Annotated in this window: 21 protein-coding genes; 14 read left to right on the top strand and 7 right to left on the bottom strand. The window is 50.5% G+C overall.

The genetic code is table 11. The annotated features are described in order from the left end of the window. Positions 1–7 precede the first annotated feature (7 nt). The 4 genes from ACYUJT_RS09375 to ACYUJT_RS09360 all read left to right on the top strand — a co-directional run bounded on the left by ACYUJT_RS09375 (position 8) and on the right by ACYUJT_RS09360 (position 3911). The gene (locus ACYUJT_RS09375) at positions 8–1330 is read left to right on the top strand and encodes an extracellular solute-binding protein (RefSeq protein ID WP_460320942.1); all 1323 of its coding nucleotides are present in this window, start codon (positions 8–10) and stop codon (positions 1328–1330) included. Positions 1331–1449: 119 nt separating this feature from the next. Further along, the gene (locus ACYUJT_RS09370) at positions 1450–2331 is read left to right on the top strand and encodes a carbohydrate ABC transporter permease (protein ID WP_460320940.1); all 882 of its coding nucleotides are present in this window, start codon (positions 1450–1452) and stop codon (positions 2329–2331) included. Between the two features lie 13 nt (positions 2332–2344). After that, entirely contained in the window at positions 2345–3229 is an 885-nt protein-coding gene (locus ACYUJT_RS09365) for a carbohydrate ABC transporter permease (RefSeq protein ID WP_460320938.1), read from the top strand. A 553-nt stretch (positions 3230–3782) separates the two neighbouring features. Then, entirely contained in the window at positions 3783–3911 is a 129-nt protein-coding gene (locus ACYUJT_RS09360) for a hypothetical protein (RefSeq protein WP_460320936.1), read from the top strand. Between the two features lie 144 nt (positions 3912–4055). On the opposite strand, the gene ACYUJT_RS09355 is transcribed toward ACYUJT_RS09360, so the two are convergent. Continuing rightward, positions 4056–5663 carry a glycoside hydrolase family 43 protein gene (locus ACYUJT_RS09355; protein WP_460320934.1) on the bottom strand — a complete coding sequence of 536 codons (1608 nt, stop codon included), beginning with the start codon at positions 5661–5663 and terminating at the stop codon, positions 4056–4058. A gap of 229 nt (positions 5664–5892) precedes the next feature. Between ACYUJT_RS09355 and ACYUJT_RS09350 the strand changes: the two genes are divergently transcribed. Both ACYUJT_RS09350 and ACYUJT_RS09345 read left to right on the top strand, forming a co-directional pair. Continuing rightward, positions 5893–6777 (top strand): helix-turn-helix transcriptional regulator, encoded by an 885-nt coding sequence (locus ACYUJT_RS09350; protein WP_460320932.1) that lies wholly within the window; start codon positions 5893–5895, stop codon positions 6775–6777. 118 nt (positions 6778–6895) lie between these two features. Continuing rightward, the gene (locus ACYUJT_RS09345; protein WP_460320929.1) at positions 6896–8014 is read left to right on the top strand and encodes an RDD family protein; all 1119 of its coding nucleotides are present in this window, start codon (positions 6896–6898) and stop codon (positions 8012–8014) included. Between the two features lie 61 nt (positions 8015–8075). Here the strand turns inward: ACYUJT_RS09345 and ACYUJT_RS09340 are convergent, their stop codons facing one another. Next, a complete protein-coding gene (locus tag ACYUJT_RS09340; protein WP_460320927.1) occupies positions 8076–8921 on the bottom strand; it encodes an AraC family transcriptional regulator in 846 nt (281 codons plus the stop codon). 255 nt (positions 8922–9176) lie between these two features. On the opposite strand from ACYUJT_RS09340, the gene melA reads away from it, so the two are divergent. Continuing rightward, the gene (gene melA / locus ACYUJT_RS09335; RefSeq protein ID WP_460320925.1) at positions 9177–10475 is read left to right on the top strand and encodes an alpha-galactosidase; all 1299 of its coding nucleotides are present in this window, start codon (positions 9177–9179) and stop codon (positions 10473–10475) included. Positions 10476–10732: 257 nt separating this feature from the next. Further along, positions 10733–11419 carry a hypothetical protein gene (locus ACYUJT_RS09330; protein WP_460320923.1) on the top strand — a complete coding sequence of 229 codons (687 nt, stop codon included), beginning with the start codon at positions 10733–10735 and terminating at the stop codon, positions 11417–11419. A 742-nt stretch (positions 11420–12161) separates the two neighbouring features. Here the strand turns inward: ACYUJT_RS09330 and ACYUJT_RS09325 are convergent. From ACYUJT_RS09325 to ACYUJT_RS09315, 3 genes are read right to left on the bottom strand one after another with little or no spacing between them, the layout of a single operon-like run. After that, entirely contained in the window at positions 12162–12347 is a 186-nt protein-coding gene (locus tag ACYUJT_RS09325) for a hypothetical protein (RefSeq protein ID WP_460320920.1), read from the bottom strand. Next, positions 12328–13473: a hypothetical protein gene (locus ACYUJT_RS09320; protein WP_460320918.1), complete on the bottom strand. Its 1146-nt coding sequence runs from the start codon at positions 13471–13473 to the stop codon at positions 12328–12330. The genes ACYUJT_RS09325 and ACYUJT_RS09320 overlap by 20 nt, the downstream gene beginning before the upstream one ends. A gap of 45 nt (positions 13474–13518) precedes the next feature. Continuing rightward, the gene (locus ACYUJT_RS09315) at positions 13519–14712 is read right to left on the bottom strand and encodes an MBOAT family O-acyltransferase (RefSeq protein ID WP_460320915.1); all 1194 of its coding nucleotides are present in this window, start codon (positions 14710–14712) and stop codon (positions 13519–13521) included. A gap of 331 nt (positions 14713–15043) precedes the next feature. On the opposite strand from ACYUJT_RS09315, the gene ACYUJT_RS09310 reads away from it, so the two are divergent. Then, the gene (locus ACYUJT_RS09310) at positions 15044–15778 is read left to right on the top strand and encodes a protein-glutamine gamma-glutamyltransferase (RefSeq protein WP_460320913.1); all 735 of its coding nucleotides are present in this window, start codon (positions 15044–15046) and stop codon (positions 15776–15778) included. Between the two features lie 150 nt (positions 15779–15928). After that, positions 15929–16141: a TM2 domain-containing protein gene (locus ACYUJT_RS09305; protein WP_460320911.1), complete on the top strand. Its 213-nt coding sequence runs from the start codon at positions 15929–15931 to the stop codon at positions 16139–16141. A 128-nt stretch (positions 16142–16269) separates the two neighbouring features. Here the strand turns inward: ACYUJT_RS09305 and ACYUJT_RS09300 are convergent, their stop codons facing one another. Next, complete coding sequence (locus tag ACYUJT_RS09300; protein ID WP_460320908.1) at positions 16270–16935, bottom strand: oxidoreductase; 666 nt, start codon at positions 16933–16935, stop codon at positions 16270–16272. A 187-nt stretch (positions 16936–17122) separates the two neighbouring features. Between ACYUJT_RS09300 and ACYUJT_RS09295 the strand changes: the two genes are divergently transcribed. Then, positions 17123–18016: an aldo/keto reductase gene (locus tag ACYUJT_RS09295; protein ID WP_460320906.1), complete on the top strand. Its 894-nt coding sequence runs from the start codon at positions 17123–17125 to the stop codon at positions 18014–18016. A gap of 68 nt (positions 18017–18084) precedes the next feature. On the opposite strand, the gene fabF is transcribed toward ACYUJT_RS09295, so the two are convergent. Continuing rightward, positions 18085–19323 (bottom strand): beta-ketoacyl-ACP synthase II, encoded by a 1239-nt coding sequence (gene fabF, locus ACYUJT_RS09290; RefSeq protein WP_460320903.1) that lies wholly within the window; start codon positions 19321–19323, stop codon positions 18085–18087. Between the two features lie 121 nt (positions 19324–19444). On the opposite strand from fabF, the gene ACYUJT_RS09285 reads away from it, so the two are divergent. The 3 genes from ACYUJT_RS09285 to ACYUJT_RS09275 all read left to right on the top strand — a co-directional run bounded on the left by ACYUJT_RS09285 (position 19445) and on the right by ACYUJT_RS09275 (position 25706). Beyond that, positions 19445–20299, top strand: a complete 855-nt coding sequence (locus ACYUJT_RS09285; RefSeq protein ID WP_460320901.1) for a helix-turn-helix transcriptional regulator — start codon at positions 19445–19447, stop codon at positions 20297–20299. Between the two features lie 130 nt (positions 20300–20429). Further along, the gene (locus ACYUJT_RS09280) at positions 20430–22343 is read left to right on the top strand and encodes an LTA synthase family protein (protein WP_460321604.1); all 1914 of its coding nucleotides are present in this window, start codon (positions 20430–20432) and stop codon (positions 22341–22343) included. Positions 22344–22622: 279 nt separating this feature from the next. Next, a complete protein-coding gene (locus ACYUJT_RS09275) occupies positions 22623–25706 on the top strand; it encodes a copper amine oxidase N-terminal domain-containing protein (RefSeq protein ID WP_460320899.1) in 3084 nt (1027 codons plus the stop codon). Positions 25707–25803 lie beyond the last annotated feature (97 nt).

The following is a 25803-nucleotide window of genomic DNA, read 5'->3' as shown; positions in this document are numbered from 1 at the left end:
TGTAAACGTGTTCAAGAAAAAATGGACGATGCTGCTATTAACATCATTGTGTTTGGCTTTAGTTTTGGGAGGCTGCGGTGCAAAAGGCAATAGCGGTGCATCTCAGGGCGGTGGCGAAGCCAAGGGTGATCAAGTCACAGTTACCTTTATGCACCTCTGGCCTGAAGGCGTATCTGCCGGTCAGAACAAAATCGTGAACCAAATCATTACCGAATATCAGAACGAGAACCCTAACGTTAAAATCAAGCAAGAGGTATTGGATAACGAGCAGTACAAAAACAAACTAAAAGTACTGTCCGCATCCAATGAACTTCCGGATGTTGGTGTAACCTGGGCGGCGGGATTCCTGAAACCTTATGTTGAAGGCAATCTGTTTGCTCCAGTAGATGATCTGCTAAGCGGCGAGCTGAACGGTAAATTCGTTGCCGGCACGACCGAGGCATACAATATTGACGGAAAAACGTATGCGCTTCCACTTGAGTTCAATATCGCGCCTGTATATTACAATAAAGCGATTTTTGCAAAATACAATCTTGAGATTCCCCAAACGTACGAGCAATTTAAACAAGTTGTGAAAACGCTGTCCGACAACGGCGTAGCGCCGATTGCACTGGGCAACAAAGACCGTTGGACTGGTTCCCTGTGGTACATGTACATGGCTGACCGGATCGCGGGACAACAAACGCTGGCTAATGCGATCAGCGGATCGGCATCCTTCAAGGACGAAGGGCTGCTTAAGGCAGGAACCGAAATTGAAGCACTCGTAGACAGCAACGCTTTTGTCAAAGGCTTCAACGGCTTGTCCAATGAAGAAGCGAAATCCGAGTTCCTGAATGACAAAGCAGCAATGTACATGATGGGCTCTTGGGATCTTCCGAACTTTACGACGAACGAAGAAATTCCACTGGAGTTCCGTAATAATGTTGGCTTCTTTAAGTTCCCGACTGTGGAAGGCGGCAAAGGCGACATCAACAGCTGGGTTGGCGGTCCGGGCGTAGGCTTGTTCGTGGGTGAGAACTCCAAAGTGAAGGATGAAGCTAAGAAATTCGTAGAATACTTCGTCACCAAATGGGGCGAGCAATCCGTAACTGGCGCAGGCGTTATTCCAGCTACGAAGGTAGATACAACCAACCTAGAGCTGCCTCAACTGTATATTGATCTGTTCAACGAAATGAACCAAGCAAGCAGCGTCACATTGTTCGCAGACGTACAAATGCCTGCGAATGCGGCAGAGACACACCTTAACATGATCCAGGCTCTCTTTGGCAAGGCGGTAACGCCGGAGAAATTCTCGGAAGAGCATGACGCGGCAATCGCCAAAGGTCAATAATAGCTGTTCTTTAAAGGTACTTGTGCAGCAAGATGAAGAGATCTATCCGGCGGTAATGCCGGATAGACTTTTCTTAACAGCGGCTTAGAAACGACTATGGAGGAAAGGAGTCGGACAACGTGGATAAGGTGCTCTCAAATAAAAAGATAATCGCACTCTATGTACTGCCATCACTGCTTCTCATTTTGGGCGTCGTGTACATTCCAATCATACTTACCGGCTACTACGGCTTAAACAAATGGAATGGCATCAGCGCCATGAGTTACATCGGCTTTGAAAACTATCTGGCTCTAGCGAAAGATAGCGCTTTTTGGAGCAGTGCCTGGCACTCGCTTCTGCTGGCTTTGTTCTCTACGCTCAGCCTTGTGATTTATTTGGCTGTAGCTATGGTTCTTGCTACCCGCATTAAGGGGGCGAACCTGTTCCGTAAAATTTATTTGATCCCGATGCTGTTATCGTCGGTTGCGATTGCGCAATTGTGGTTGAAAATTTACCACCCGACCAACGGGATCGTAAACAGCTTTTTGGAATCTATCGGTTTTGCTAATCCTCCTGCATGGCTTGCAGACACATCGTTGGTATTGCCTGCACTGTTCATTCCGATACTGTGGCAATATGCGGGTTTCTATATTCTGATCTACTACGCAGCTCTGAAGAATATTCCGGCTTCCCTGGAGGAAGCGGCAAAGATCGACGGTGCGAATGCACTGCAAATCGCCTGGAAAATAAAGCTTCCGCTTGCGATGGAAGTGATCAAGGTTACGATCGTTCTTGCTGTTGTCGGGTCGCTGAAATATTTTGACCTGATCTACGTCATGACCGATGGTGGACCGAACGGAGCCAGTGAGGTTATGGCCTCGTACATGTATCGCGTAGCTTTCCGGGCCCATGATTTCGGCTACGGCAGCGCGATCGGATTTTTCCTGCTCGTCATTTGTCTTGTGATTACGTGGGGTATTCGCAAATTAACCGCTACGAAAGATACCATTCAATATTCCTAAGGAGGGACGCTTCATGATGTCTGGAACCGCAGGACAGCTTCAGAGCGGGCCGGCTAGCCCGGGGGCAGCCCTTGTACGCAAATTAGGCTATGGCCTTTTGTATATCATTTTGATTCTGGTGGCTGTTCTTCAATTGCTGCCGCTCGTATGGCTGCTGTTCTTCTCGCTAAAAAACAATCAGGAAGTGTTCAACCTTCCGCCGTTCTCGCTCCCTATGGACCCTAAATGGGCGAACTATACCAAGGTATGGAACGCGGGGAATATTAATGTGTACTTCTTGAATAGCGTATGGGTTACCGTACTGGCGACCGCGCTGACGGTCATTCTGGCCAGTCTGGTCACATATGCCGTGACGAGAATGAAATGGAAGGGAAGCTCCTTCGTGCTTGGCTTGTTCATGGTCGCGATGATGATTCCCGTCCACTCGACGTTGATTCCTTTGTTTAGCGTATATAACAAAATCGGTTTGACGGATCATCCATTATCACTCATATTCTCGTATGTTGCGTTCAATATGCCGATTACGATCATGATCTTGCTTGGCTTCTACTATGCGCTGCCGCGCGAGGTAGAAGAAGCCGCCGTCATCGACGGCTGCTCCGTGAACCGGATGTTCGCGCAAATCGTATTCCCGATGACCAGCTCCGTGCTGGCCACGACAGCGATTATCAACATGATCTATAACTGGAATGAGTTTATTTTCGTGAATACGTTCATCAGCTCCGATATCTACAAGACTTTGACGGTCGGCGTTCAGAACTTCATCGGTCAATATACGACCGACTGGGGTGCTATCGGTGCTACCCTGATGATCAGTATTCTGCCGATCCTCATTACCTTCCTGTTCCTTAGCGACAAGATCGTCGAAGGGATTGCGGCTGGTTCGGTTAAGGGTTAAGTTGAAGTAGTAAGAAGTCGTGAATAAAGTATTGTTATAGCTGCATTTGATAAAGAATCTGGGCGAGCCCAGGTTCTTTATTCATTTTGGAGAGCGAGGGTAAGTTTGGGGATGAGGGCGTGGAAGCAGTGTGTAGGTAGATGGGCGATGAGGCGTAAGTAAGTACTATAGCATGACCAGCCAGGCAACATGTGCGAACGTAACGGTGGCACGGGGGGCGAAGTGAGTAGCGGGGTAAGTGAGTGAATGAGTAACAAAATAGCTGAGTAGCAGGGTGAAGTAACTAATTGTCTGGCGACAGGATTGCATAAATAAGGTGGGGTAGCATGCTAACGGACATTGGTTCCGCTATAGCTCCAAAATTGGCGGATTTGCAGATCTAGCGGACACAGGGGGCCCTCTTTGAGCCCAAATACCTCAAAATGAGGGCGATTAAGGGCAAATAACGTCCCTGGTGTCCGTTAAGGTTGGCAAAAGTACCACTTTTGCGGAAATAGCGTCTCCTGTGTCCGTTAGGATTCAAGGTTAGAGAGTTATCCACGTGTTCTTCGCGGTGCATTCAGTACACATTGTTATCGCACTGTCTGATGGTGAGGTCGTGGTCGATTGTACGAGCAAGCTGCTGGCAAACAATGATCAAGCGCCGGACGAGCAACGTACAAACATCGAGCAGGCCTCATAGCGTCGAATGAGCCGCGGACAAGCCACATCCAGACCGCATCCAAACCACTGCCAAATCGCAAACCAACTGCGGGCTAGCCACCCTCAACCACAAAACAAGCCGCCCCAGGATAAAGTTATCCTTGGGCGGCTTGTTGTTCATATATTAATTGTTCTTGTAGATAAAGTAGTCGAAGTCTGCCGGTTCGTTCTGGCCGGAGGTGTCCTGGCACTGCATGCCCACGAACGCTCCTGTGAAGAAGCCTCCGCCTTGGATGTAGTCGTCCGACAGCTTGTAGGAGTAGAAGTTGATCGGAATGACGGTCCAGTTGGCTCCATCGAAAGAATAGGAGTAACGGTACACGTCAGTCTCTACGTCTACGCGCAGGTATACGTACTGGACGTCCTCGGGAATCGCGATTTCGTTGCCTTGCAGCGGTGCGGAGAACGTAAAGTTGTCGCATGCCACGATCTCCAGAATTCTGCCCTTGTCCTCATTCCAGGAGATTTGGCAGGAAGTCCAGTTCTGGGTGTTGTAGTAATTGACTAATCCAGCAGACTGCTGGAATGTCGTCGGATTGAACGCGACTTTGGTTTCCGCGGTGAATTCGAAATGCTGCCAACGTCTGGCGATGAACGCCTGTGTAAATTTAGACGTCAGCGATTCCTTACCGTACAGGCGCAGATGACCTGGCTTGTCGGTAAGCGATACGATGTTGTCTCCGAGCGGAATCCGCAGGCTCTGGAAGTGCAGATTCAGCTTATCGCTGTCGAAATCATCCTTTTCCGGGAAATCGGGTTCCCATTTCACTTCCGGAATGTTAGGCCCTTCGATTTGCAGGGAAGGCTGATTGCCGCCAACGACGTAAGGCCAATCGTTCTTCCACTCCAAGCGCTGAATAGCCGTCTCTCTTCCCAACGGGCAGTAGCCGCGAGGGTCAAGCAATGGCTGCCCTTCCCGGGACAACGGTCTTCCCGTCAGGTGAACGAGGAACCATTCGTCGGTATGCGTCTGTACGATTGAGGCATGTCCTGCCTTTTGCAGTGGGTTGCGCGGTACGGCAAACGATGAGATCAGCGGGTTGTCCGGATGCACCTCGTAAGGGCCGCGCAGGTTTTTGGATCGTGCAAGGGTAGCACAGTGATCGTACTTGGTACCGCCTTCGGCCGTCAGCAAGTAATAGTAGCCGTTGATTTTGTATAAGTGCGGCGCTTCTGTCAGCTTGATGTCGGTTCCTTTGAAAATAACTTCCCGTTTGCCTACCAGCTTTTTCTCACTGGCGTTATACTCTTGCAGCACGATGCCATAGAAATTGTGATGGCCGAGACGTTGATCCCACAGCATGTTGACGAGATATTTCTTGCCGTCCTCATCATGGAACAACGATGGATCGAAGCCGGAGCTGTTCAAGTAAATCGGCTCAGACCATTCGCCGTCGATGGTGTCGCAGGTCACGAGATAGTTGTGGCAGTCTTTCCATTGGCCTTCGGTCACTTTCACATCCGTGTAGATGAGCCAGAATTGACCGTCCGCAAAGGACAATTGAGGCGCCCAGATTCCGCCGGAATCCGGATTGCCCATCATGTTGAGCTGGCTTAAGCGGTTCAGAGGTCTCGTCACCAGCCGCCAGTTTTTCAAATCCTTCGAGTGGTAGATGCCTACGCCAGGGAACCATTCGAAAGTGGATACGGCAATATAGTAGTCTTCTCCAACGCGACAAATGCTCGGGTCCGGGTTGAAGCCCGTCAAAATCGGGTTTTGAATGATAGCCATGCCTATTGCTCCTTTATAGGTTATTTGGAAAAGATGGGAGTCGAATATTGAAGTTAACACAGATAAATTACCCATTTCTTCGAAATGCTTTTACGGGCCATATCTATGCTACAATAACTATATTGTAACAATTATATACGGGGCGTCCCATATCCATTGCATGATGGTTTTTACCCAAATCGATCAACTTTGTTGGCTGTGATGAATATTTGCAAAGGAGTTAGGAGTTATGGAGGTCAAAACGGATCGGATGAGAAGAGAAATGATGCTGCCCGATATGGAATCCACCTTCCGCGTATTCGCTGCCCACTGGCGTACCGTCGATCGGGATTGGAAATATCCTTCCCATAAACATCCGCTATTCGAGGTCAATCTGGTTCTGTCTGGCACGCAGGAAATGAAGGTCAATCGAACGGTATATGTGCAGCAGCCGGGCGATTTACTCTTGCTTGGACCGGATGACTTGCATGAAAGCCGGGTGCTTGGCGAGGAGGAAATGACGTATTATTGCGTGCACTTTGACGTGGATGAACGAGCCTTCCGCGAACTGCTGTACCGCAATAAAGCCTGCTATCATGCTGCGGAAAGCGAACTAGCGACCGTGATCCGGCCTGCGCTGGACAAGCTGATTGCTCTGACGTCGGAGGAGGCCGTTGTCCGCGTAGAATCCCGCATGGCAGCGTTGTCTGCGTTGTTCGAGCTGTTTGCGGGAATTAGCGGCACGCTCGGCAGGCGGGATGGAGATGCTTCGCCATCGCGGATGTCCCATACCGCTTCTCAAGTTGCTGCCCTACTGGAGCAAGCTGTGGATGAAACAGCCGAAGGCAACCACGACGGGCGGGACATAGAAACGATCGAATCGATCGCTGCGGCGGTAGGCTATAGCCCATCTTCAGTGAACCGCATGTTTACATCGGTTTTCGGCATGTCGCCGCGGCAGTACATGTCCAACTTAATGCTCAAGAAGTCCAAGCTGCTGCTGATGGATCCCGAGCTAACGATCGAAGACGTTTCGCAAAGGCTGGGCTACAAGAATATCGCCCATTTCAGCCGTCAGTTTAAGCGCTGGACTGGAGAATCGCCAAGCCGTTTCCGGGGGCGTTTTCATAATTAGGGCTTTTATGTCTGATTCAGGAATTAATATTTACAGAAGTAAGAAAATAACATATACTCCTTACTGTTTGGCACTACATAAGAAATGACCTACAAATGGGTAAGGAGTGATTTTTTCGTTGGATCAAAACCAAATACCTAGTCCGAGTCCCAGTTCGGACCCGAATTTCAAAGCCCCAGTTCCTGGGCCGCCGCCATGGGGTAATTACAACGGTCCCCCGGTTCCTCCGGAGCCGCAGTATTCGCGGGTAGAAGCAACCGCTCGCAGCTATGGATCTAACATCGTTTTTAGACGTTGGGCCGCTACGATGATAGATCTGGTTACTTTTGTGGGGGTACTCTTTACGATGCTTTCTTTTAACAATCCGAATTTGGCCCCGGTCTTTATTGGTTTCTTGCTGCTGTATCATCTTTTGCTTGAAGGCTTTACAGGTTTTACGGTGGGAAAATTTATTGTACGCATTCAGGTTGTTAGAGAGGATGGAAGGACGCCGGGATTGCTTAAGTCCTTGATACGGACGCTGCTCCGCCTGGTCGAGACGAATTCTGTGTTATTTGGGGCAATACCTGCGGGAATAACCGCCCTGGCCACAAAGAAGAAGCAGCGTCTAGGGGATATAGCCGCCAATACATATGTGTTAAAAGTGTCGGATTTAAAGTTTAAGGAGCCGAGCCGCAGGGCCAAAATTACGCATACGGTCATATTCTCCGTCATTATTTGTCTGGCGGTAATACCGAACGTAATCGCCTTGACTGTAACCGGTTATCCAGATTCCGAGCCGCAAAGTGTTGTACATAGAAGTGAGGATGGTAGATTTCAAATGACGGATGAAGCAGGGTTAAAGCGTGATTCTTCGACAATCAAAGAGATTGACGCGAACATGGCATTATCCGATTATCTGGACAGAAAAGGTATCGTTGTATTTACATATCCAAAAGAGGAATTCGATTCTGATGTCACACTAGAGGATTTTTACTTCGGCATGAAGGAGGAAGGGTTGGATGCAACATCGACCGTTATCCAGGACCGGATGGTTCGAATAAATGGGGATTGGGCTTACGAATTGACCTACCGTGGGAAGGTCGACAGAGATGAATACATTTATATCGCGACAGTTGTGGACACGTCGGAACATTTTCATGAAGTCATCGGCATTACGGAAAAGCGGTATTACGAGGAAGATGGGGCTAAGCTTCGAGCAACCATAGCTACCTTTACAGAAACGAAGGACGAATAAATTTTACGGCAACCAGGCTGTCCCAGGGTCAAGATAAAGACCCATTGGGGCAGCTGTTTTTTTAACCTATAGGTTTGTTCCCTTCACGTTTCCTGGAGGCACGGGGCGAATGGCCGGTCACCTTCTTGAACATTTTCGAGAATAGAAACGGGTCGGTATAACCCACGGAGCGCGATACGTCGCTGACGGTAAGGTCGGGATTTCGGAGCAGTTCGATGGCCCGATTCATACGATATTCCAGCAAAAAGGTCTGCAGAGAGATGCCGAATTGCGCCCTGAACAGCCCGGATAAATAAGTCCGGTCGAGCCCGACGGAACGGGCGATATCCATGACGGTTATTTTCTGGCTATAGCTCAGCTCAATCCATTCAATCGCTTTGCGGACATAGACCTCTTTGGAGTAAGAGGCCTTTGGTTCTAGCGCTGCATCTGGTGAGCAGGAGATCAAATCGGCCATTATACGGTAAACGATACTCTGAATCAGCACGTCCCCGCCGCGGTTCGAGCGGGCTGCTGCGAGATCGTCGTAAAAGGTTTTGAATAGGCGGCTGCTTGATTGAAAGACGGGACTGGCCGCAGAGAGGCTTGCTCGCTGCAGCAATGATTTGACATGAAGTCCCCTAAAGCCGATCCAGGAATAAGTCCATGGGCTGACCGTGTCAGCTTCATAGTGGACAAGGGTATCGGGAGGAATAAGGAAGCCGTGGCCGGATTGCAGGTCATAGGTTTGTTCGCCGATATGAAACCGCCCCGCGCCCTCATGGACGTAGTGGATAATGTAGCAATCGCGCAGTCCAGGCCCCCAGGCATGGCCGGACAGGCATTCCTCCATGCCGAAGAACAGCAGGCTGAGATCCATTTGGCTCTGGAACGTTTCGTTAAAGTGGACGATGTTAATACGGCTCATTTTTGCTGTTTCTCCTCTTTTTATACCGACTCGCCGTTTCCAACGCATAGTATTGCGCTGCATGATGGTGGCCAGCCGGCTGATCCATATAACGTGTTACATGCATTATAACAGGTGTGATATTGAATATAAATGCAGTAACTGCATTAGGAAATGGGATTATGACATGTTTAAACAGGAATGAACCATGTTCAGCCTGCCGCCTTCGCGCATATAGTTAAGTTACATTTAACGAATGATGGAGGCGATGGGGCAATGGCTAAAATTACATTTTTGGGCGCGGGAAGCACAGTGTTTGTCAAGAACGTCCTCGGTGACGTTATGCTGACCGAATCGCTACAGGGCTTTGAACTCGCATTATTTGATATCGATATGGAGCGGCTGAAGGATTCAGAGAACCTGCTCAACAGCATGAAGCAGTCACTTGGCAGCACCTGTGTTGTGAAGGCTTACAGTGATCGGAAGGAAGCGCTCCGGGGCGCAAAATATGTCATTAACGCAATTCAGGTGGGCGGATACGATCCTTGTACGATTACCGATTTTGAAATTCCGAAGAAATATGGACTGCGGCAGACGATTGCCGATACGCTTGGGATTGGCGGCATATTCCGCAACTTGCGGACGATTCCAGTCATGCTCGACTTCGCCAGGGATATGCGGGAGGTATGTCCGGATGCTTGGTTCCTGAATTATACGAACCCGATGGCGGTATTGACGAATGTTATGAATACGGTAGGCGGAATTCAGACCGTCGGCTTGTGTCATAGCGTGCAGAAATGTATTCCGGAGCTGTTCGGAGCGCTTGGCTTGAGCGAGGAGGGTCTGGAGACGAAGATTGCTGGGATCAATCATATGGCCTGGCTGCTCGAAGTGAAGCGGGACGGCAAGGATCTGTATCCGGAAATTCGCAGGCTCGCCGCCGAGAAGCAGAAGGAGAGCCACCATGATATGGTGCGTTTCGAGCTGATGCTGCGTTTCGGCTACTACGTTACGGAATCCTCGGAGCATAATGCCGAATATCATCCGTATTTTATTAAACGCAATTATCCAGAGCTGATTGAACGCTATAATATTCCGCTAGATGAGTATCCGCGGCGCTGCATAGCCCAGATCGAAGGTTGGAAGGAGCAGCGGGAGAGGCTGTTTGCTAGCGAAAGTATCGAGCATGCCCGCAGCTTGGAATACGCTTCGTATATTTTGGAGGCAATGGAGACGAACCGGCCTTACAAAATCGGGGGCAATGTCATGAACACGGGCTTGATTACCAACCTGCCGCAAGAAGCTTGCGTGGAAGTCCCGTGCCTGGTCGATGCTTCGGGCGTTACGCCGACCTATGTTGGGGCGCTGCCGCCACAGCTTGCTGCCTTGAACAGGACGAATATCAATACGCAGCTGTTGACGATTGAAGCGGCTGTTACCGGGAAGAAGGAGCATATCTATCATGCGGCGCTGCTTGATCCGCACACGGCCGCAGAGCTCTCGATCGATGATATCGTGGCGATGTGCGACGATTTGATCGAAGCCCATGGAAGCTGGCTGCCAAAGTTTCAATAGTAGCCTGCCAAGGCGGGTAGGTGTGTATGGGATAGGGTGAGATCCTGCATAGAGCTTGCACAGACCCAACATAGACCAACATAGACCCAACATAGGCCAACATAGAGCCTCTGCATATTCACCTTTAACTATTGACGCTGCCAGACAACAGCTGGTATTATCTGGTTGATTGGCGAAGAACGTCCTCAATCACCTTTGGGTGGTTTGAGGGCGTTTTTATTTTTAATAGCTCGGTGAATAGAAGGAGTTGTCTGAGAATGATGAGTTTTAAGGAAGCGCACGCAGCTTTTATTCAAGATCATTTGTGTCGTCGGACGGGTGAGCGAAGGAGCAGGTTGGAAAGAGGGCATGGACATGGGGAAGTCCTTTTTGCGGAAAATGTATGGTGGCCCTTAAAAGGAGAATTTGAAGGTCTTCATCCTGAATACGAAGTGCTCGATTGGCGCGGGAGGTCGTATTTTGCCGATTATGTCTTTGATCCAGCGATAAGCAGGCTGTTGATCGAAATTAAGGGATTCGGCGAGCATGTCACCAATATGGATCGGCAAAAATATTGCAACGAACTCAATCGTGAAGCTTTTTTGGCCGGTATGGGATTTCAAGTAATTTCTTTCGCTTATGATGATGTTGCACATCGGCCGGATGTCTGCATCTACTTGCTGCGTATGGTACTCAGCCGATTCGAGTCGGCCAATAAGCAAGTGGAGCGAATTTTTTTCGCGGATCAAGAGATCATTCGCTACGTGATCTTTCTAGCTCGACCGGTTCGTCCCATCGATATTGCAAAGTATTTCTCGATCAATCATCGCACCGCGATCGTCCATTTGAAGCGGTTATGCCAGAAGGGTTGGTTAAAGCCAGTCTATCGTGGGACAGGACAACGCATTTTGTACTATGAATTAACGAGGCAAGGGTTCGAAGGGTTGGATAAGGGACTAATATAGTCTGGTAGGTGTCATTACGCTAGGGTATACTCTTGTACCGAGCATATAGTACATGAGGGATGCTTGTGCATGTGGCATGCTTGTACTGAGGATACTTGTATATAAGAGGTGCTGTGCTGGTATATGGGTTGCTCGTATGGCTATCCTCCTACATGAGGCATGATAATTATTTGAATAACTTAGTCCAGTCGCCGGGTTTTAGGATGGGATCGAGTACTAAATGCATTTTATACAACTAGTTAGCCTCATTTGTTAAAAAGTATAGGTGCTAAATGTAGATCATGCAGTTAGTTTGGCTGAATTTGGGTTGAATCGCCATAGTAACCCCAAACTAACTGTAGGTTCTACAGTTAGTTGCCGCCGACTCGGCAAAAATCGGTGAACTAGCTGTATGAAATGCATCTAGATACCTCGCCATTAACGCCGTCACGCCATCCTAGCTCTACTGGTCTTACTCGCCATTAACGCCATCACGCCATTCTAGCGAGCTAGTCGTACTCGCCGTATTCACCATCATCGTCATACTACCCAAACTACTGACTTGGCACATCCCCATAATGCCAATATTGCTGATGCCTACTTTACTTGCAATATTTGCGATAGAGCAGCGGCTAAGTGATGGCCAAACTAAACTATAATAAATAAAAAAAAGGGCTCCCGCACTCTACAAACGAGCGAGGAAGCCCTTATCCCTATGATAATAACGTATGAACGTGAGCGAAATGTACTCCTAATCTTTCATTTAGAAATTCATATAGATGAATTCCTGCGTCTCGCCGGAGAAGAACAAAATGCCTATCACGATAGCTATGATGACAATGGCTCCGCCGACCGCTGTTCCCAGCATCATCAGTGCTCGGCCGATCCGATGGCTGAGGCGGTTGGCTTTGGTTTTGGCGAGCTTGGCGCTACGAGTTTGTAATTCCATATTGCGTCAACTTCTTATATAGGATTTCGCCGAACATTTTGTTGCCTTCATCCAGCATATGGGACGGATCGCGATAAAATTTATGCGGAATCGTATTGTCCTTCCCGTTGTTGAATTCGATGTAGGAATAGCCTCTGGACTCGATCAGCCCTTGATAGGCCCCCATCACTTTGTTGTAGTCTTCCCAATTCAGCAGCTTCTTCTTCGTAATATGCTCCTTATCCAGCGGAGCCGAGTAGAAGACGGCCTTCTTATTATGCTCTTGCAGCAGATCCAGCGTCTTCTCAATCATGAACAAGCCGAAGCTGTCATCTTTATTGAACGGTTTGTTCCATGTGTATAGCTTTTTGAAGTGCTCTTCGATTTCCTCTTTGTGTTTGTCCTGCATTTTATCGAATGCCGTGTACATCGGAGCATAGCTTGGCGTCACGCCGTTTTTCTTGTCCAGCTCGCTTTTGACTTCCCGGCGAACCTTCTCCATCGGAGTACGCGTCTTGAACAGCTTGTAGCTGATGACGTCGCGATCGTGGTACAGCGTCCAATTGCTCAGGAAGTGGGACGTTGCCCAGTTATGGATGTCGCTTGGAAGCGACTGCCGGTTCTTATCGGGAAAATCGTTCAGCCAGCTCCGCGGAATGTTCTGATTCAATTTCGTAATGAGAGACGGGTATACCGTTACGCTAGGCTCATTATCTGAGACGGTAACAATCCCGTAGTTGATTTCATAGACGACATAATCGACTTTGTCGATAATGGAGGCCAGCACGGCGTAGGTCTCTGTAAATCTGCCGCCTGTAAGGCCAAAATTGAGCACATGTTGGTCCTTGAGATGAACCTGCATCACGCCGGCGGAGGTATTGGCTCCCTTCATGACGGTCGTGCCGTAAACGGTAGACGGACCGAAAATGCCGACCACTTGCTTGCCGTCGTCCGGCTGCTCATTCAAATATTCGATCCATAGCGGGGTATAGACGATGGAGTCGTAAGCCGGTACGCGCAGTTCCTTCTTCGCGTGAGTCACGACGTCTTCCTTCATATGGTCGACAATCGGGCTCGCTCCGTCGCTGATTCCGATCAAGCCCGCGATCGCAAGCGAGACCATCATGACGGTAACCGTCTTGTTCATGAATAAATTAGTCATTGGTAATCCTCACTTTCATTCTAAGCTATTTTAGCGCAAGCCCAGCAGCCGCAGCATGAGATCCCATCCGTCAACGATCGGCAGAATGAAGAACACCCGGCTGATCGTCACGCCAAAGAAGGTGATCAGAATAGCGATTACCGTCGTTCCCGGCTTCAGCCACTTAGGAACGGGCTTTAATTTCGGCTTGATTTGCTTCACGTGGAAGCGATGGATGCATAGCATGACGCCATGGAACATTCCCCAGACGACGAAATTCCAGGCTGCCCCGTGCCAGAGTCCTGACACGGTCATCGTGGCCATCAGGTTCAGATAGACCCTCGGAGCTGATACGCGGCTGCCCCCCAGCGGGAAGTACACATAGCGTGTGAGCCAGGAGCCAAGGGAGATATGCCACCGGTTCCAGAACTCGGCGACGCTGCGGGCCAGATATGGAAACCGGAAGTTCTCGGGAATGACAATCCCGAACAAGCGCGCCGTACCGATAGCGATGTCTGAATATCCCGAGAAATCGAAATAGATGACAAATGTATAGGCGATCAGCGAAATCCATAGCGTTCCGGTATCGGCACCGGCAATCCCGGCTTTAGAGTATACCGGCTGGGCGAGCAGATCGATCGTTCCGGCCAGCACAAGCTTCTTGAACATACCGAATCCGATTCGGGTAATTCCGATCAGAATATGGTCGATATGGAACTTCGCTTTGATCTGCGGGTAGAACACCTGGAATTGCTTGATCGGTCCGGCCACCATCGTCGGGAAGAAGAAGATGAATGACAGCAATCCTTCCGGTCTGTGCTCCGGCAAATTTCCGCGTTTGCGTTCCACCAAATAGTGAATGAGCTCAAAAGTGAAATATGAAATTCCTAAAGGGAGAACGATTTGCTCGGCCTTCGGGAAAAAAGGTTGCTGCATAAAGGCGAACAGGTCATTCAGTGTATCCAACAGCATGTTCGTATATTTGAAGTAACCGAGCACGAGAATGACCCCGATGATCGCAGCGGGGTAAATCCAGCGTTTACTCCACTTGGCTGCGGCCTTGACGATGAGAATCGCGATGACAACCTCTGCCAGCAGCAGGAACAGGTAGGAGCCTGCGTAGTAGTAATAAAAGGTGACGCCTGCGGCGAACAGCACCCAGGGTCTGATTCGATGCGGCATAATGTGATACGTGACGACAGCCACGAGCACGAACAGCCAGTATATCCAGTCCGTATAAATCATAATGTTTTGATTCCACCATCCAAGTTATATGCTGTCTCTACTATTACTGCTTGTTCATGATAGCACAACATCAGTGCATCCGGTTATATCAAAATTCGCTAAATGCTCCAAATACCTGAAAGATGAACGCACCCTAGCATACAAAATTCGCCAATTTGCAAGGGGATTCCTTCTTTTTTGATAGAAAAAGATGGCTCTTGCGTTTGGTCTATAAATTAGACGCTTTTTCGGAATAAAAGTTTCCAATATTTGCGGGCTGCTATGGGAGGTATGTGCACGAAAACGTGCCGCCCCGCATACAATACGAGTATTACGCCTAGGAGGTGGGGCCGTGATTATTACGTTCAATATGAGGGCTGGCCGGCTCGACCAGCTTGCATCGTCGGAATTGTACCGGAGCATTATTGCCCAAAAGAGACTGAATCAGGCCGTGTATACGTATCGCTCGCCGGAGGCGCTGGATTTCGAGCTGGCATTAAGAGGAGCGATCGTACAGGCCGCAAAGGATTTTTACTCGGGAGGGGCAAAATTCGCGACCTTCAAAAATTCAAGGGGCAATGAGAGCTTTTGGACTCGTATGCCGAATGGCGGCCTTCGGCTCAGGGAGGAGGTGCTGCCATCAGACGCGATTAAGGATATTTTTAATAACGGCTCGAGATACGCCATGGAGTGCGCAACGGCGATGGTTGTAATTCTCTATAAAGGCGTGCTGGATACAATCAGCGCTACAGCTTTCAATAACCATTTTAATAATTTGGTGCTTTACGATTGGCAATACGACAGCGATCTGCAGTTGACCCGTACGCCGCAGGCCGCAGCCGGGGACGTCGTCTATTTCGAAAATCCGGATTTCAATCCGGAAACCCCTGAATGGCAGGGAGAGAACGCGATATTATTGGATAATAACCTTTATTTCGGCCATGGGCTGGGCATTAAATCGGCTGACGCCATAATCAATGCTTTGAACGGGAGGAGAAAGTCTGGAAGCGCGACCTCTGCCTATCTGTCCGATTTAGTTGTCCATCCGGATTTTGAATATATTCAGCGGCTTAAAGAACGGACATAGAAGTTCGACCTTAATCGACAAAAAATTAAGAAATTATTAACAAATATGAAAATAAAGTTCATTATATGAAATGTTTTTCTAGACCGAACAAGAGTGTTATGTTATACCCATAATAAGTCAAGAAAACTTATAGTTGTAGGGGGAAGTATCGTGGAAAAAAGTGATAAATCGTTTGTGGCTGCACTGCTATTAGCGTTCTTTCTGGGTTCTTTGGGAGTTCACCGTTTCTATGTAGGTAAGGTTGGAACGGGAATCATCATGCTGCTTACTTTGGGCGGGCTTGGAATTTGGACATTAGTTGACTTCATTGTCATCGCTGTAGGCAGCTTCAAAGATAGCGAAGGCAGAGCGATCAAGGCCTAGGTTCATACATAGGACAGTCTGTACGGGCTTATAAAGCGCCGGCTGCTTGGATGCGGCACTTTATAGGACATTCGTACACGCAGAGCGACCGCACTTTGGCATACAGCCGAGGTGCGGTCGCTCTGGCTTCAGGCCCCTCCGGCGTATTGCTCGATTTGCCGGGAGGAATATACGGTCGTCCCGTGGGAGCCGTTTACGGCCAGAAGGTACATGGCACGGGCTACGGTTCTGGCTTCGATCGCTCTATATTTGCTTAGAGGGCCCGTGAACAGAAAGGGAAGCGCTCGGAATATGGCTCCCGCTGAGCGTTCACCCAATCGATATTCCCGGCGGTCGCCGAGCAGCAAGGACGGACGAAGAATGGATAGGCTGCCGTAAGCCATTTGGCGAAGCTCCCGCTCGGCAATACCTTTGATCCGGGAATAGAAAATGCGGGAGTCCGGATTGGCGCCCAGTGAGCTGATGAATAGAAAATGCCGCGCACCTTGCCGGAGCGCCAGTTTGGCGGCCGTCAGCGGGTATTCGACATCGATTTTGTACATAGCATCCTGCGTCTTGGCTTTTTTGATCGTAGTGCCGAGGCAGCAAAATACGTCATCCACGCTGAAGGTTCGCTCGTATTGCTCCAACTGATCAAAGTCGATGATGAGCTCCGTGAGCTTGGGATGCTCTAGATGAAGAGGGGCGCGAACCACCGCTACCACGGCTTCGTAATGCTCCCCATTCAGCAGCATATTGAGCAGCTTGCGGCCAACGAGGCCGCTGCCTCCGATGATCAAGGCTCTTTTTCCCATGGAAATGCTCCTCTCCTATAGAATGATTGCGGTCATCTTGCATGCATATAGTTTACTATAGTTGCAATTGTTTTATTGGATTTGTTTTGCAGCGCTGGCAAGTGTACAATGTGGACGAAAGAAGGTTGGACTGGCCCATTGCAAGGCAATGTGGATCAGCCGCCAGTTATTTCAAGGAGGGATCAGGTTGAAGTATCGGAGACTAGGCAAAACAGAATTGAACGTATCCGTCATCGGCATCGGAACATGGCAGTTTGGCGGTGAGTGGGGAATGCAGTTCAATCAGGATGAGGTTGATGCCATCCTCGATAAAGGCCAGGAATGCGGCATCAATCTTATCGATACGGCAGAATGCTATGGCGACCATCTCTCGGAGTCGTTTATCGGCGATTATATCAGCCGGCGCAAGCGGGAGGACTGGGTTATCGCGACGAAATTCGGCCATCACTTCCATGAGCGGTTTACCCGCACGGACGTATTTGATGCCGACGATGTGCTGAAGCAGTTGGACGCTTCGCTCAAAGCGCTGAAAACGGATTATATTGATTTATACCAATTCCACTCGGGGCCCGATGCAGTATTCGACAACGATCAACTGTGGACGATGCTGGACAAACAGGTTCAAGCCGGCAAAATACGGCATCTGGGTACCTCGATCGGCAGCAATGACAATCTGCACCAGACCGATGCGTCAAGCCAGGTGAACTCCAAGGTGATCCAAGTCGTGTATAACCGTCTGGACCGCGAGCCGGAGAAGCGCGTCTTCCCATCCTGTGAACGTCAGGATCTCGGGGTGCTAGCCCGCGTTCCGCTGGCCAGCGGCTTCTTGAGCGGCAAATATAAGCCTGGCGCTCAATTCGATGCAACGGATGTGCGGCATCGTAAGGATGCAGAGGACGTTCGCCGCAAGCTGGAGGAGGTCGAGCGGATTCAACGGGAGGAAGTTCCGGCGGGCGTGGATATGGCGCAATGGGCGTTGGCCTGGTGCCTCAAGAACCCGATCGTAAGCTCGGTCATTCCCGGCTGCAAAAACCCGGAACAAGTGGCATCCAATGCGGGTGCAGCCGATTTAGTAGAATAACGATCTATGCTATAAGCCCCGCTGGCCTTTGTGCTGGCGGGGCTCCTTTATTTTAAGTGTAGCTAAAGCTATTCCTCATAGGCCTTCAAGACGATCACCGCATTATGGCCGCCAAATCCGAAGGAGTTGGATATTCCGATGCGCAGCTTGGCCTGCCGCGCCACATGGGGCACGTAATCCAGGTCGCAAGCCGGGTCGGGATTGTCCAGATTGATCGTTGGCGGAATGATGCCCTGCTCCAGCGATTTGACAAGGGCTACGGCTTCCACGGCGCTGGCCGCACCAAGCATATGTCCGGTCATCGATTTGTTGGCCGTTACCGGAATATGGCCGGCATGCTCGCCGAACAGCTTCTTGATCGCCTTCGTCTCCGACCAGTCGCCGACCTCGGTGCTTGTGGCATGGGCGCTAATCACGTCCACATCCTGAGGCTCGATACCCGCTTCCTTGAGCGCAAGCTTCATCGCCCGATAAGCCCCGATGCCTTCCGGATGGGTTGCGACGATATGGTAGGCATCCGAGGTAGCCCCGTAGCCGATCACTTCAGAGTAGATATGTGCATTTCTCCGCTTGGCATGGCTGAACGACTCCAGAATGAGGATGCCGGCGCCTTCTGCCATGACGAAACCGTCCCGATCCTTATCAAACGGCCTGCTTGCCTTGGCCGGCTCGTCATTGCGCGTCGAGAGCGCGGTGGCATTGCCGAAGCTGGCGACGGAAATGTCCGTGATCGCAGCCTCCGTCCCTCCGGCAATGACGAGATCGGCACCGCCGGAGGCGATGAGGCGATAGGCTTCCCCGATCGACGTATTCCCGATCGAGCAAGCAGTGACCGGCGATAGCGTGGGTCCGGCGGCCCCGTATTTAATGCTGATCATCGCCGCGGCCATATTCGAAATCATCATCGGAACGAGCACCGGGCTAATTCGTTCAGGCCCCCGTTCCTGCAGCAGCCTGCTCTGTTCGAGAAGGGTGCCGATTCCTCCTGTGCCGGAGCCGACATATACCCCCATGCGCTCCTTGTCGATTTGCTCCAAATCTAGCCCAGCATCGGCAATGGCTTGATCGGCAGCAGCCAGCGCAAATTGGCAGAAGCGGTCCATTCGCCGGGCCTCCTTGCGGCCGAACAGCGCTTCGGCATCGAAGTCCTGTACCAGCCCGGCGATCTTCGTTTTATGTCTGGATGTATCGAAAGTATCAATGCTGGAAATGCCTGATTCCCCATGAATCAGGCGATTCCAGAACAACTCCGCCTGATTGCCGAGCGGTGAGATCACACCCAGCCCCGTAATTGCAACTCTTTCCATGAGAACCTCCTTTAGAGCTGTTATGGGAGCTATTGTGTCATACGAGTTATCCTATTACAAGTTGTTGTTTATTATAGTATAATCAGTACCACTTTAAGTTTTCGGCAAAGGAGGAGCAGGGGTGAAGCAGGAGACGAGACTACAGGAGCTATCCGCATTTTTGAAGACGCAGCGGGCCAAGATCGTTCCCCAGATGGTAGGGCTGCCGGCAGGAACGCGGCGCAGAACACCCGGATTGCGCAGGGAGGAGGTTGCCCAGCTCGCTGGTGTGAGCACGACCTGGTATACCTGGCTGGAGCAGGGAAGGGACATTAAAGTTTCCGCTTCCGTCCTGGATAACATTGCGGCAGCATTGCAACTGACCCGGGATGAGCGCAATTATTTGTATGCTTTAGCGATGGACACCGGAGGAGGGCCGATCACGGCGGGCCAGCTGCTGCAAGAAGGGCAACCGGAAATAAGTCCCTCTTTGCAGACGATTTTGCATGAGCTAAAATACTGTCCTACAATTATTTCTGACCGAAGATGCCAGATTGTCGGCTGGAACGAGGCGGCCTCGCATGTGTTCCTCGACTTCGAACAGATTCCGGTGGAGCAGAGGAACATGATTTCCCTACTGTTCACGAGGCAGGAATTTCGCAGGTTGGCCGTCAATTGGGAGCAGTTTGTACGGGGGTTCCTGGCGATTTTTCGCGCCTATTATGGCCAGTACGTGGAAGATGAATGGTATGAACACTTCTTGAGGGAGATGAAGTCGGCTCATCCGGACTTCAATCAGCTGTGGGAGCAAAGCGAGGTCAGCTCAGCCCCGGAGGTTATTCTGGAGTTCAGGCACGCGAAAGGGGGCAAAATGCATTTTCAGCTCACGTCGCTGCAGGTGCACGGAAATGTGGATTTACGCTGCAGTATTTATACTCCTGCTCCGGACACTTCTACGGAGTATAAACTGCGCCAAATGATGGAGAAACAGGAATAAGCGCTCAGTTCCGTAATAGCCCATTAATTACCAAATTTTTTAGGCTAATGTTATAATGTTCAGTGCACTGTTTAGATAAGTATAGGCAAGTAGTTTTTTAGACATATCAGGCAAGGGGAAAGGAATGAATATGGACCGAATTAACGTATGGTATAAATCGAAGCTGGTCATGGCCGGTACGCTGCTGATTCTCAAGCTGCTGCTGCTGCGGACTTTCTTTTTTGGCACAATCGAATGGAGCGGTCTGCCCGGGGAATTGTTGTCCGTCCTGGGGCTGTTATGTCTTGTTGAACTGGTAACGCCGGCCCGAGGCAAAAGAGTTGTATTTTGGAGCCTGAATGCGGTATTTTCTTTTCTGTTCTTCTCATCGGCTCTGTATTACGCCCATTTCGGTACGGTGCCTACGTACGCCGTCCTTAGCGGATTAAACCAGGTTCCCCAGGTACGGGCCAGCGTTGGCGCACTGCTAAGGCCAGAGCAGTTTTTGTTTTTTGCGGATTTTGTATTTGCCGCATGCTGGCAGATCGTCCGAATGGTTAACCGCCGCCGAAGAGGTGTGGTATATACGTTCTTTACCGAGCAGCGAAAGAGCCGGAATTGGATTTGGAATACGGCCGTGTCCGGGCTGCTGCTGATCAGCGCAGTCTGTTCCGCATACTATGTACTGCAGGGCAGGCTGATCGACAATGAGCTCGTCCGGGCGGAGAAGATTGGATTCCTGAATTATCAGGTCGTCGCCGCTGTCAACAATCGGGAAGAGGACCGGATGATCACGGAGGGAAACATCAAAGAGACGCGGGCCAATATCGCCAAGCTGCAGAGCAGCTATCCTTATCGAACCAAGGCGGATGCTGCTAAAACTCCCGAATATTTCGGGATCGCCCACGAGATGAATCTAATCGTCATCCAGATGGAATCCTTTCAAAATTTCCCGATTAACTTAAAGCTGAATAACGGGGCAGAGATTACGCCGGTATTGAATAAGCTGGCGGAAGAAGGCATTTATTTCCCGCACATGTATCAGCAAATCGGACAAGGCAATACGTCGGATGCCGAATTTATGTTCAACACCTCCATTTATCCGACGGCGGCGGTAGCGATGTCTACCGGCTATGGCAACCGTGAGCTGCCCAGCCTGCCTAGATTGCTGCAAGAGCGGGGGTATTCGGCCAATACGTTCCACGTTAACAAGGTCACGTTCTGGGATCGGAATAAGCTGTATCCTGCGCTCAACTTTAACCAATATTACGACAAGCCTGCATTTAATAATGATCATTTCAATGACTACGGGGCTTCGGATGAGGAGATGTACCGGGTCGGCGTGGAGAAGCTGGCGGATCTGCATGCGCGGAACAAGCCGTTCTATGCCCAGTTCATAACGACCTCAAGCCATTCGCCGTTCACTGTTCCGGAATCGTTCCAGCAAATTGAGCTGCCGGACGAGCTGAAGGGAACAAATTTGGGGAATTACATCAATGCTATTCATTATACCGATTATGCCATCGGCCAACTGATCGAGCAGCTGAAGGAAACCGATTTATGGGACAGCACAATGCTCGTGTTCTATGGTGACCATTTCGGGCTTCAGCCTCACGAGACGAGTAAGGAGGAAATTACGGCAAGCCTGGGTATCCCTTATGATGATACGGTCAGCCGGTTCAACATTCCTCTGATCATCCATGTGCCCGGCAAGGAGCTCGGCATTGTGTCTGAGCGGGCGGGAGGCCAGGTCGATATGCTGCCGACCGTTGCCAACTTGCTTGGGGTCTCCTTGGCTAAAGAGCAATTTACGGCTATGGGCCAGGATTTGCTGAACATTGACCGCAATGTGTTCGGTGTCCGCTACTATTTGCCAACGGGCTCCTTCTTCAATGATGAAATCATGTTTACCCCTGGACAAGGCTTTGAGGACGGACAAGCCGTATCGATCAAGACGCTGGAGCCGGTTGCGGATTTTGCCCGGTATCGCCAGGATTATGAGTACGTGACCTCGCTTATGAAGCTGTCGGACGAATACGTGAAGCTGCTGCCGAAGCGTCGCTAAATGAAATGTATATACGCTTTTTTGAAAAAGCGCCTTTCGGGACTGTTGACCCGGAAGGCGTTTTATTTTTGACGGGGATTGGAGCGAATTATCGCTTATGGGCGGCCTGCAGGCGCCTATTTAAGCAGGGGCAAATGTCTTGTCCCGATAGGCGATTTATGCATTTACAAGAAAAAAATAGACATCCTAAGAAACTTTTGCTCGTCTAGACACGTCAAATAGTCAAGGCAATGCCAACATGGGTAAGAAATATATACCAAGACATAGGAGGTTAAGCATGTGAGGAAATTTTGGGCTACTATACTATCAGCACTCTTAATTTTTCCATTAGTACTACAGACACCAGCTCAAGCAGCGCAAGCAATCAGCATTTATATTAACGGGGTCAAACTGCCGACGGATCAAGCACCGGTTCTAGTTGGCAGTCGGGCAATGCTGCCTCTGCGCGCCATATTCGAGGCGCTGGATGCAGAGGTGGATTGGAACAATAAGACGAAGACTGTGTCCGCGTGGAAAGACGGCACGACCGTCGTACTGAAGATCAATGCCAAGACGGCTACGGTCAACAACCAAACGTTGAGCCTTGACGTACCGGCGCAAATTCTGCAGGGAAGAACGTTGGTTCCGGTCCGTTTCGTCAGTGAGGCTCTAGGCGAAGATGTCGTATGGGATGCTCCCAGCAAAACCGTGTATATAACGACGAACAGCAATCCGGTGGCAGCCGATCCGGTCACATACGTATCGGCGAGTGATGTCGCCGATAACGGGGACGGCCGCGATCTGCAGATTAGCTTCTCGCGGGCTTCGAATCAGTCCTCCATCGATCATTACCGGGTAATGGTCGTTAAGGCGAACAAAACGTCCGGGTTTAACCTGGCCGCCGCCCTGAAGGTACCTTCCGCCAACTATACGAGCGCAGCGGTCGGAAGCATCGATCCGACAATGACGTTAACGGCACAGTCCCGCGATGTCGAAGGGGATTTGATCAAGGCGGGCCAATCTTACGTAGTCTACGTGGTTTCGGTCGGCAAGGGCAACTTGGCTAGCGCCCTGTCTTACCCATCGTCTTCCATCACGCTGGGCACCAAGAATTCAGTGGAGGCGGTATCGAACGTGAGGGTCACTGACGTCAGCGACCATGGAGACGGCAGAGATCTGTACGTAACTTTTACGAGACCTTCCAAGGATAGCGATATTTCCAGCTACCGCATCTTTGTCGTCAAGACGAAGGATGCAAGCAAGTTCGATCTTGCAACGGCCAACGGGCTGTCCAGCCAGTATTACAGCGTCGTCAACAAAACATCAAACAGCACGTTGTCGACAGCGTTAAGCTCAAGCACAAGAGATACTTCCGGAGACTATATCAAGAACGGCGTGCCTTATACCGTATTTGTACAGTCGATCAGCAACAATACGGGTAACGCAGCGCATAAGCTGTCTTCCGCATCATCTTCGATTACGCTGAGCACGGGCTCAGTTGCGGCACCAGTCATTACGCAGGTACTTGACGAAAGCGATTATGGGGATGGCCGTGACCTGCGCATTAGCTTCACGAGACTGTCGGATGAATCCAAAATTAGCGGATACCGCGTGTTCGTCGTGAAAGCCAGCGATTACGGTTCCTTTAATCTGACGAAAGCAAACAATGTATCCAGCGCGAATTATACCGAATGGAACAAAGACGGTTATAACTTTAATCGCAACTTGCCTTCGGGGGCGAGGGATGTAGACGGTGCGACTATCCGCAATGGGGTCAACTACCGGGTATTCGTGATGGCGGTAGGCAGCGGCGCTTATGCAGGCAACAATGCGCTGTCCAGCCCGTCCTACTCGGTTACACTGCTTAACAATTACAGCGTAGGCAAGGTTTCGAATCTGAACGTCAGCGATGTCAGCGACTATAACGACGGCCGCGACCTACTGGTGTCGTTCAACCGGGCTTCGGATGAATCCAATCTGAGCCATTACCGCGTTCTTGTTGTCAAAGCTTCCAATGCGGGCAACTTCGATTTGAAGAAAGCGAATGCCGTATCCAAAGAGAACTACACACAAATTAACAAAGGTAGCAATAGCTATGTAACGCAGGCGTTGTCTTCCAATGCGAAGGACGTCGACGGTGCGGCTATCCGCAACGGGGTCAGCTACCGGGTGTTCGTGCTCTCGGTAGGCAGCGGCAATTATGCGGGCAGTAACGCTCTGTCTGCAGCATCCTCCGCGATCACGCTGAGCAACAACTATAACATTGGCGCTGTCAGCGGCCTGGATGTAAAAGATGTGAATGACAATAACGATGGCCGGGATTTGCAGGTCTCGTTCACCCGCGCTTCTGATGAATCGAATATTAGCCATTACCGCGTATTTGTAGTGAAAGCCGCGAATACGGGCAGCTTTAATGCTTCTAAGGCGCTCGGGGTTTCCGCTGCAAACTATACCCGCGTCGACAAAGCCGGCTCCTACTTGAGCTTTACGCTTCCTTATAACGCGCGGGATGTGGACGGAGCGGCCATTCGCAACGGTGTAAGCTATCGCGTATTCGTGCTCTCCGTAGGCTATGACGGCTCCGCAAGCCCAAGCGCATTATCCGCTGCTTCCGCGGCAATTTCGCTTAGCGGCAACAGTGCAGTAACGCCTGTCGGGAATTTGACGGCGACAGTCAACGGGAATAATGGCGACGGACGGGATATCGTCGTTAACTTCACAAGATCTGCCGCCGAGAACAATATCTCCGAGCATCGCATCCTGGTTGTGCCGACAAGCCAATTTTTCGGCAAGGAAGAAGCCAACGCAGTGAGATCGCCTAACTATACAGTGGTCGCGGCAGGCAGAGATGTCTCCCAGGCTTTGACGGCTTCTACGCGTGACGTGAACGGTAATGGACTGAAGACGGGCGAAGCCTACCGGGTGTACGTTCTGTCCGTTTCCAAGAGCAACACGGCTTCATTGAATGCCCTGGCCGGTCCGTCCGGCGAAATCCGCTTAACGGTTGTTGATCCTGCTGCCCCTACAACAACAGGCGTCAGCGTCTCGGCTGACGGCAACTCGGCAAGCCTCATCGTCAGCTTTACCAAGCCGGCGAACGAGAACGGCGTTTCCTCTTATGCGGTTTTGCTTGTGCCTGCAGGCGAGGGAATGAACGAAGTACGGGCAAGCGGATTGGAGTCGCGGTTGTATAGAACCGTCGGCAAGGGCGGAACGCCTATCGTGACGTTCACCGAGGCCGATGTGGACGCCTCCGGCAATGCGATCACAGCAGGCACGGCTTACCAGGCCTACGTGCTGTCCATTGCTGACGGAACGAACGCGACTGTGAACCGGTTGTCCGATCCGTCCAACTCCGCAGCCCTGACGATTGCCAATCCTTAAGCAGATAGGAACGGCTGCGCGAGGATGACCAGGCCAACAGTAGTAGGCAGGAGTGCCGAAAGTGTTGGGCGCAGCCACCGAAAACATTAGAGCATAA

This window comes from Paenibacillus sp. YSY-4.3 (assembly GCF_054767475.1).
This window is presented reverse-complemented; position numbering and strand designations above follow the sequence as displayed.

Coding starts and splice junctions, on each gene's coding strand:
- ACYUJT_RS09365 (WP_460320938.1), top strand. CDS start 2,345: ATGATGTCTGGAACCGCAGGACAGCTTCAGAGCGGGCCGGCTAGCCCG.
- ACYUJT_RS09355 (WP_460320934.1), bottom strand. CDS start 5,663: ATGGCTATCATTCAAAACCCGATTTTGACGGGCTTCAACCCGGACCCG.
- ACYUJT_RS09350 (WP_460320932.1), top strand. CDS start 5,893: ATGGAGGTCAAAACGGATCGGATGAGAAGAGAAATGATGCTGCCCGAT.
- ACYUJT_RS09340 (WP_460320927.1), bottom strand. CDS start 8,921: ATGAGCCGTATTAACATCGTCCACTTTAACGAAACGTTCCAGAGCCAA.
- melA (WP_460320925.1), top strand. CDS start 9,177: ATGGCTAAAATTACATTTTTGGGCGCGGGAAGCACAGTGTTTGTCAAG.
- ACYUJT_RS09330 (WP_460320923.1), top strand. CDS start 10,733: ATGATGAGTTTTAAGGAAGCGCACGCAGCTTTTATTCAAGATCATTTG.
- ACYUJT_RS09325 (WP_460320920.1), bottom strand. CDS start 12,347: ATGGAATTACAAACTCGTAGCGCCAAGCTCGCCAAAACCAAAGCCAAC.
- ACYUJT_RS09320 (WP_460320918.1), bottom strand. CDS start 13,473: ATGAACAAGACGGTTACCGTCATGATGGTCTCGCTTGCGATCGCGGGC.
- ACYUJT_RS09315 (WP_460320915.1), bottom strand. CDS start 14,712: ATGATTTATACGGACTGGATATACTGGCTGTTCGTGCTCGTGGCTGTC.
- ACYUJT_RS09300 (WP_460320908.1), bottom strand. CDS start 16,935: ATGGGAAAAAGAGCCTTGATCATCGGAGGCAGCGGCCTCGTTGGCCGC.
- fabF (WP_460320903.1), bottom strand. CDS start 19,323: ATGGAAAGAGTTGCAATTACGGGGCTGGGTGTGATCTCACCGCTCGGC.
- ACYUJT_RS09280 (WP_460321604.1), top strand. CDS start 20,430: ATGGACCGAATTAACGTATGGTATAAATCGAAGCTGGTCATGGCCGGT.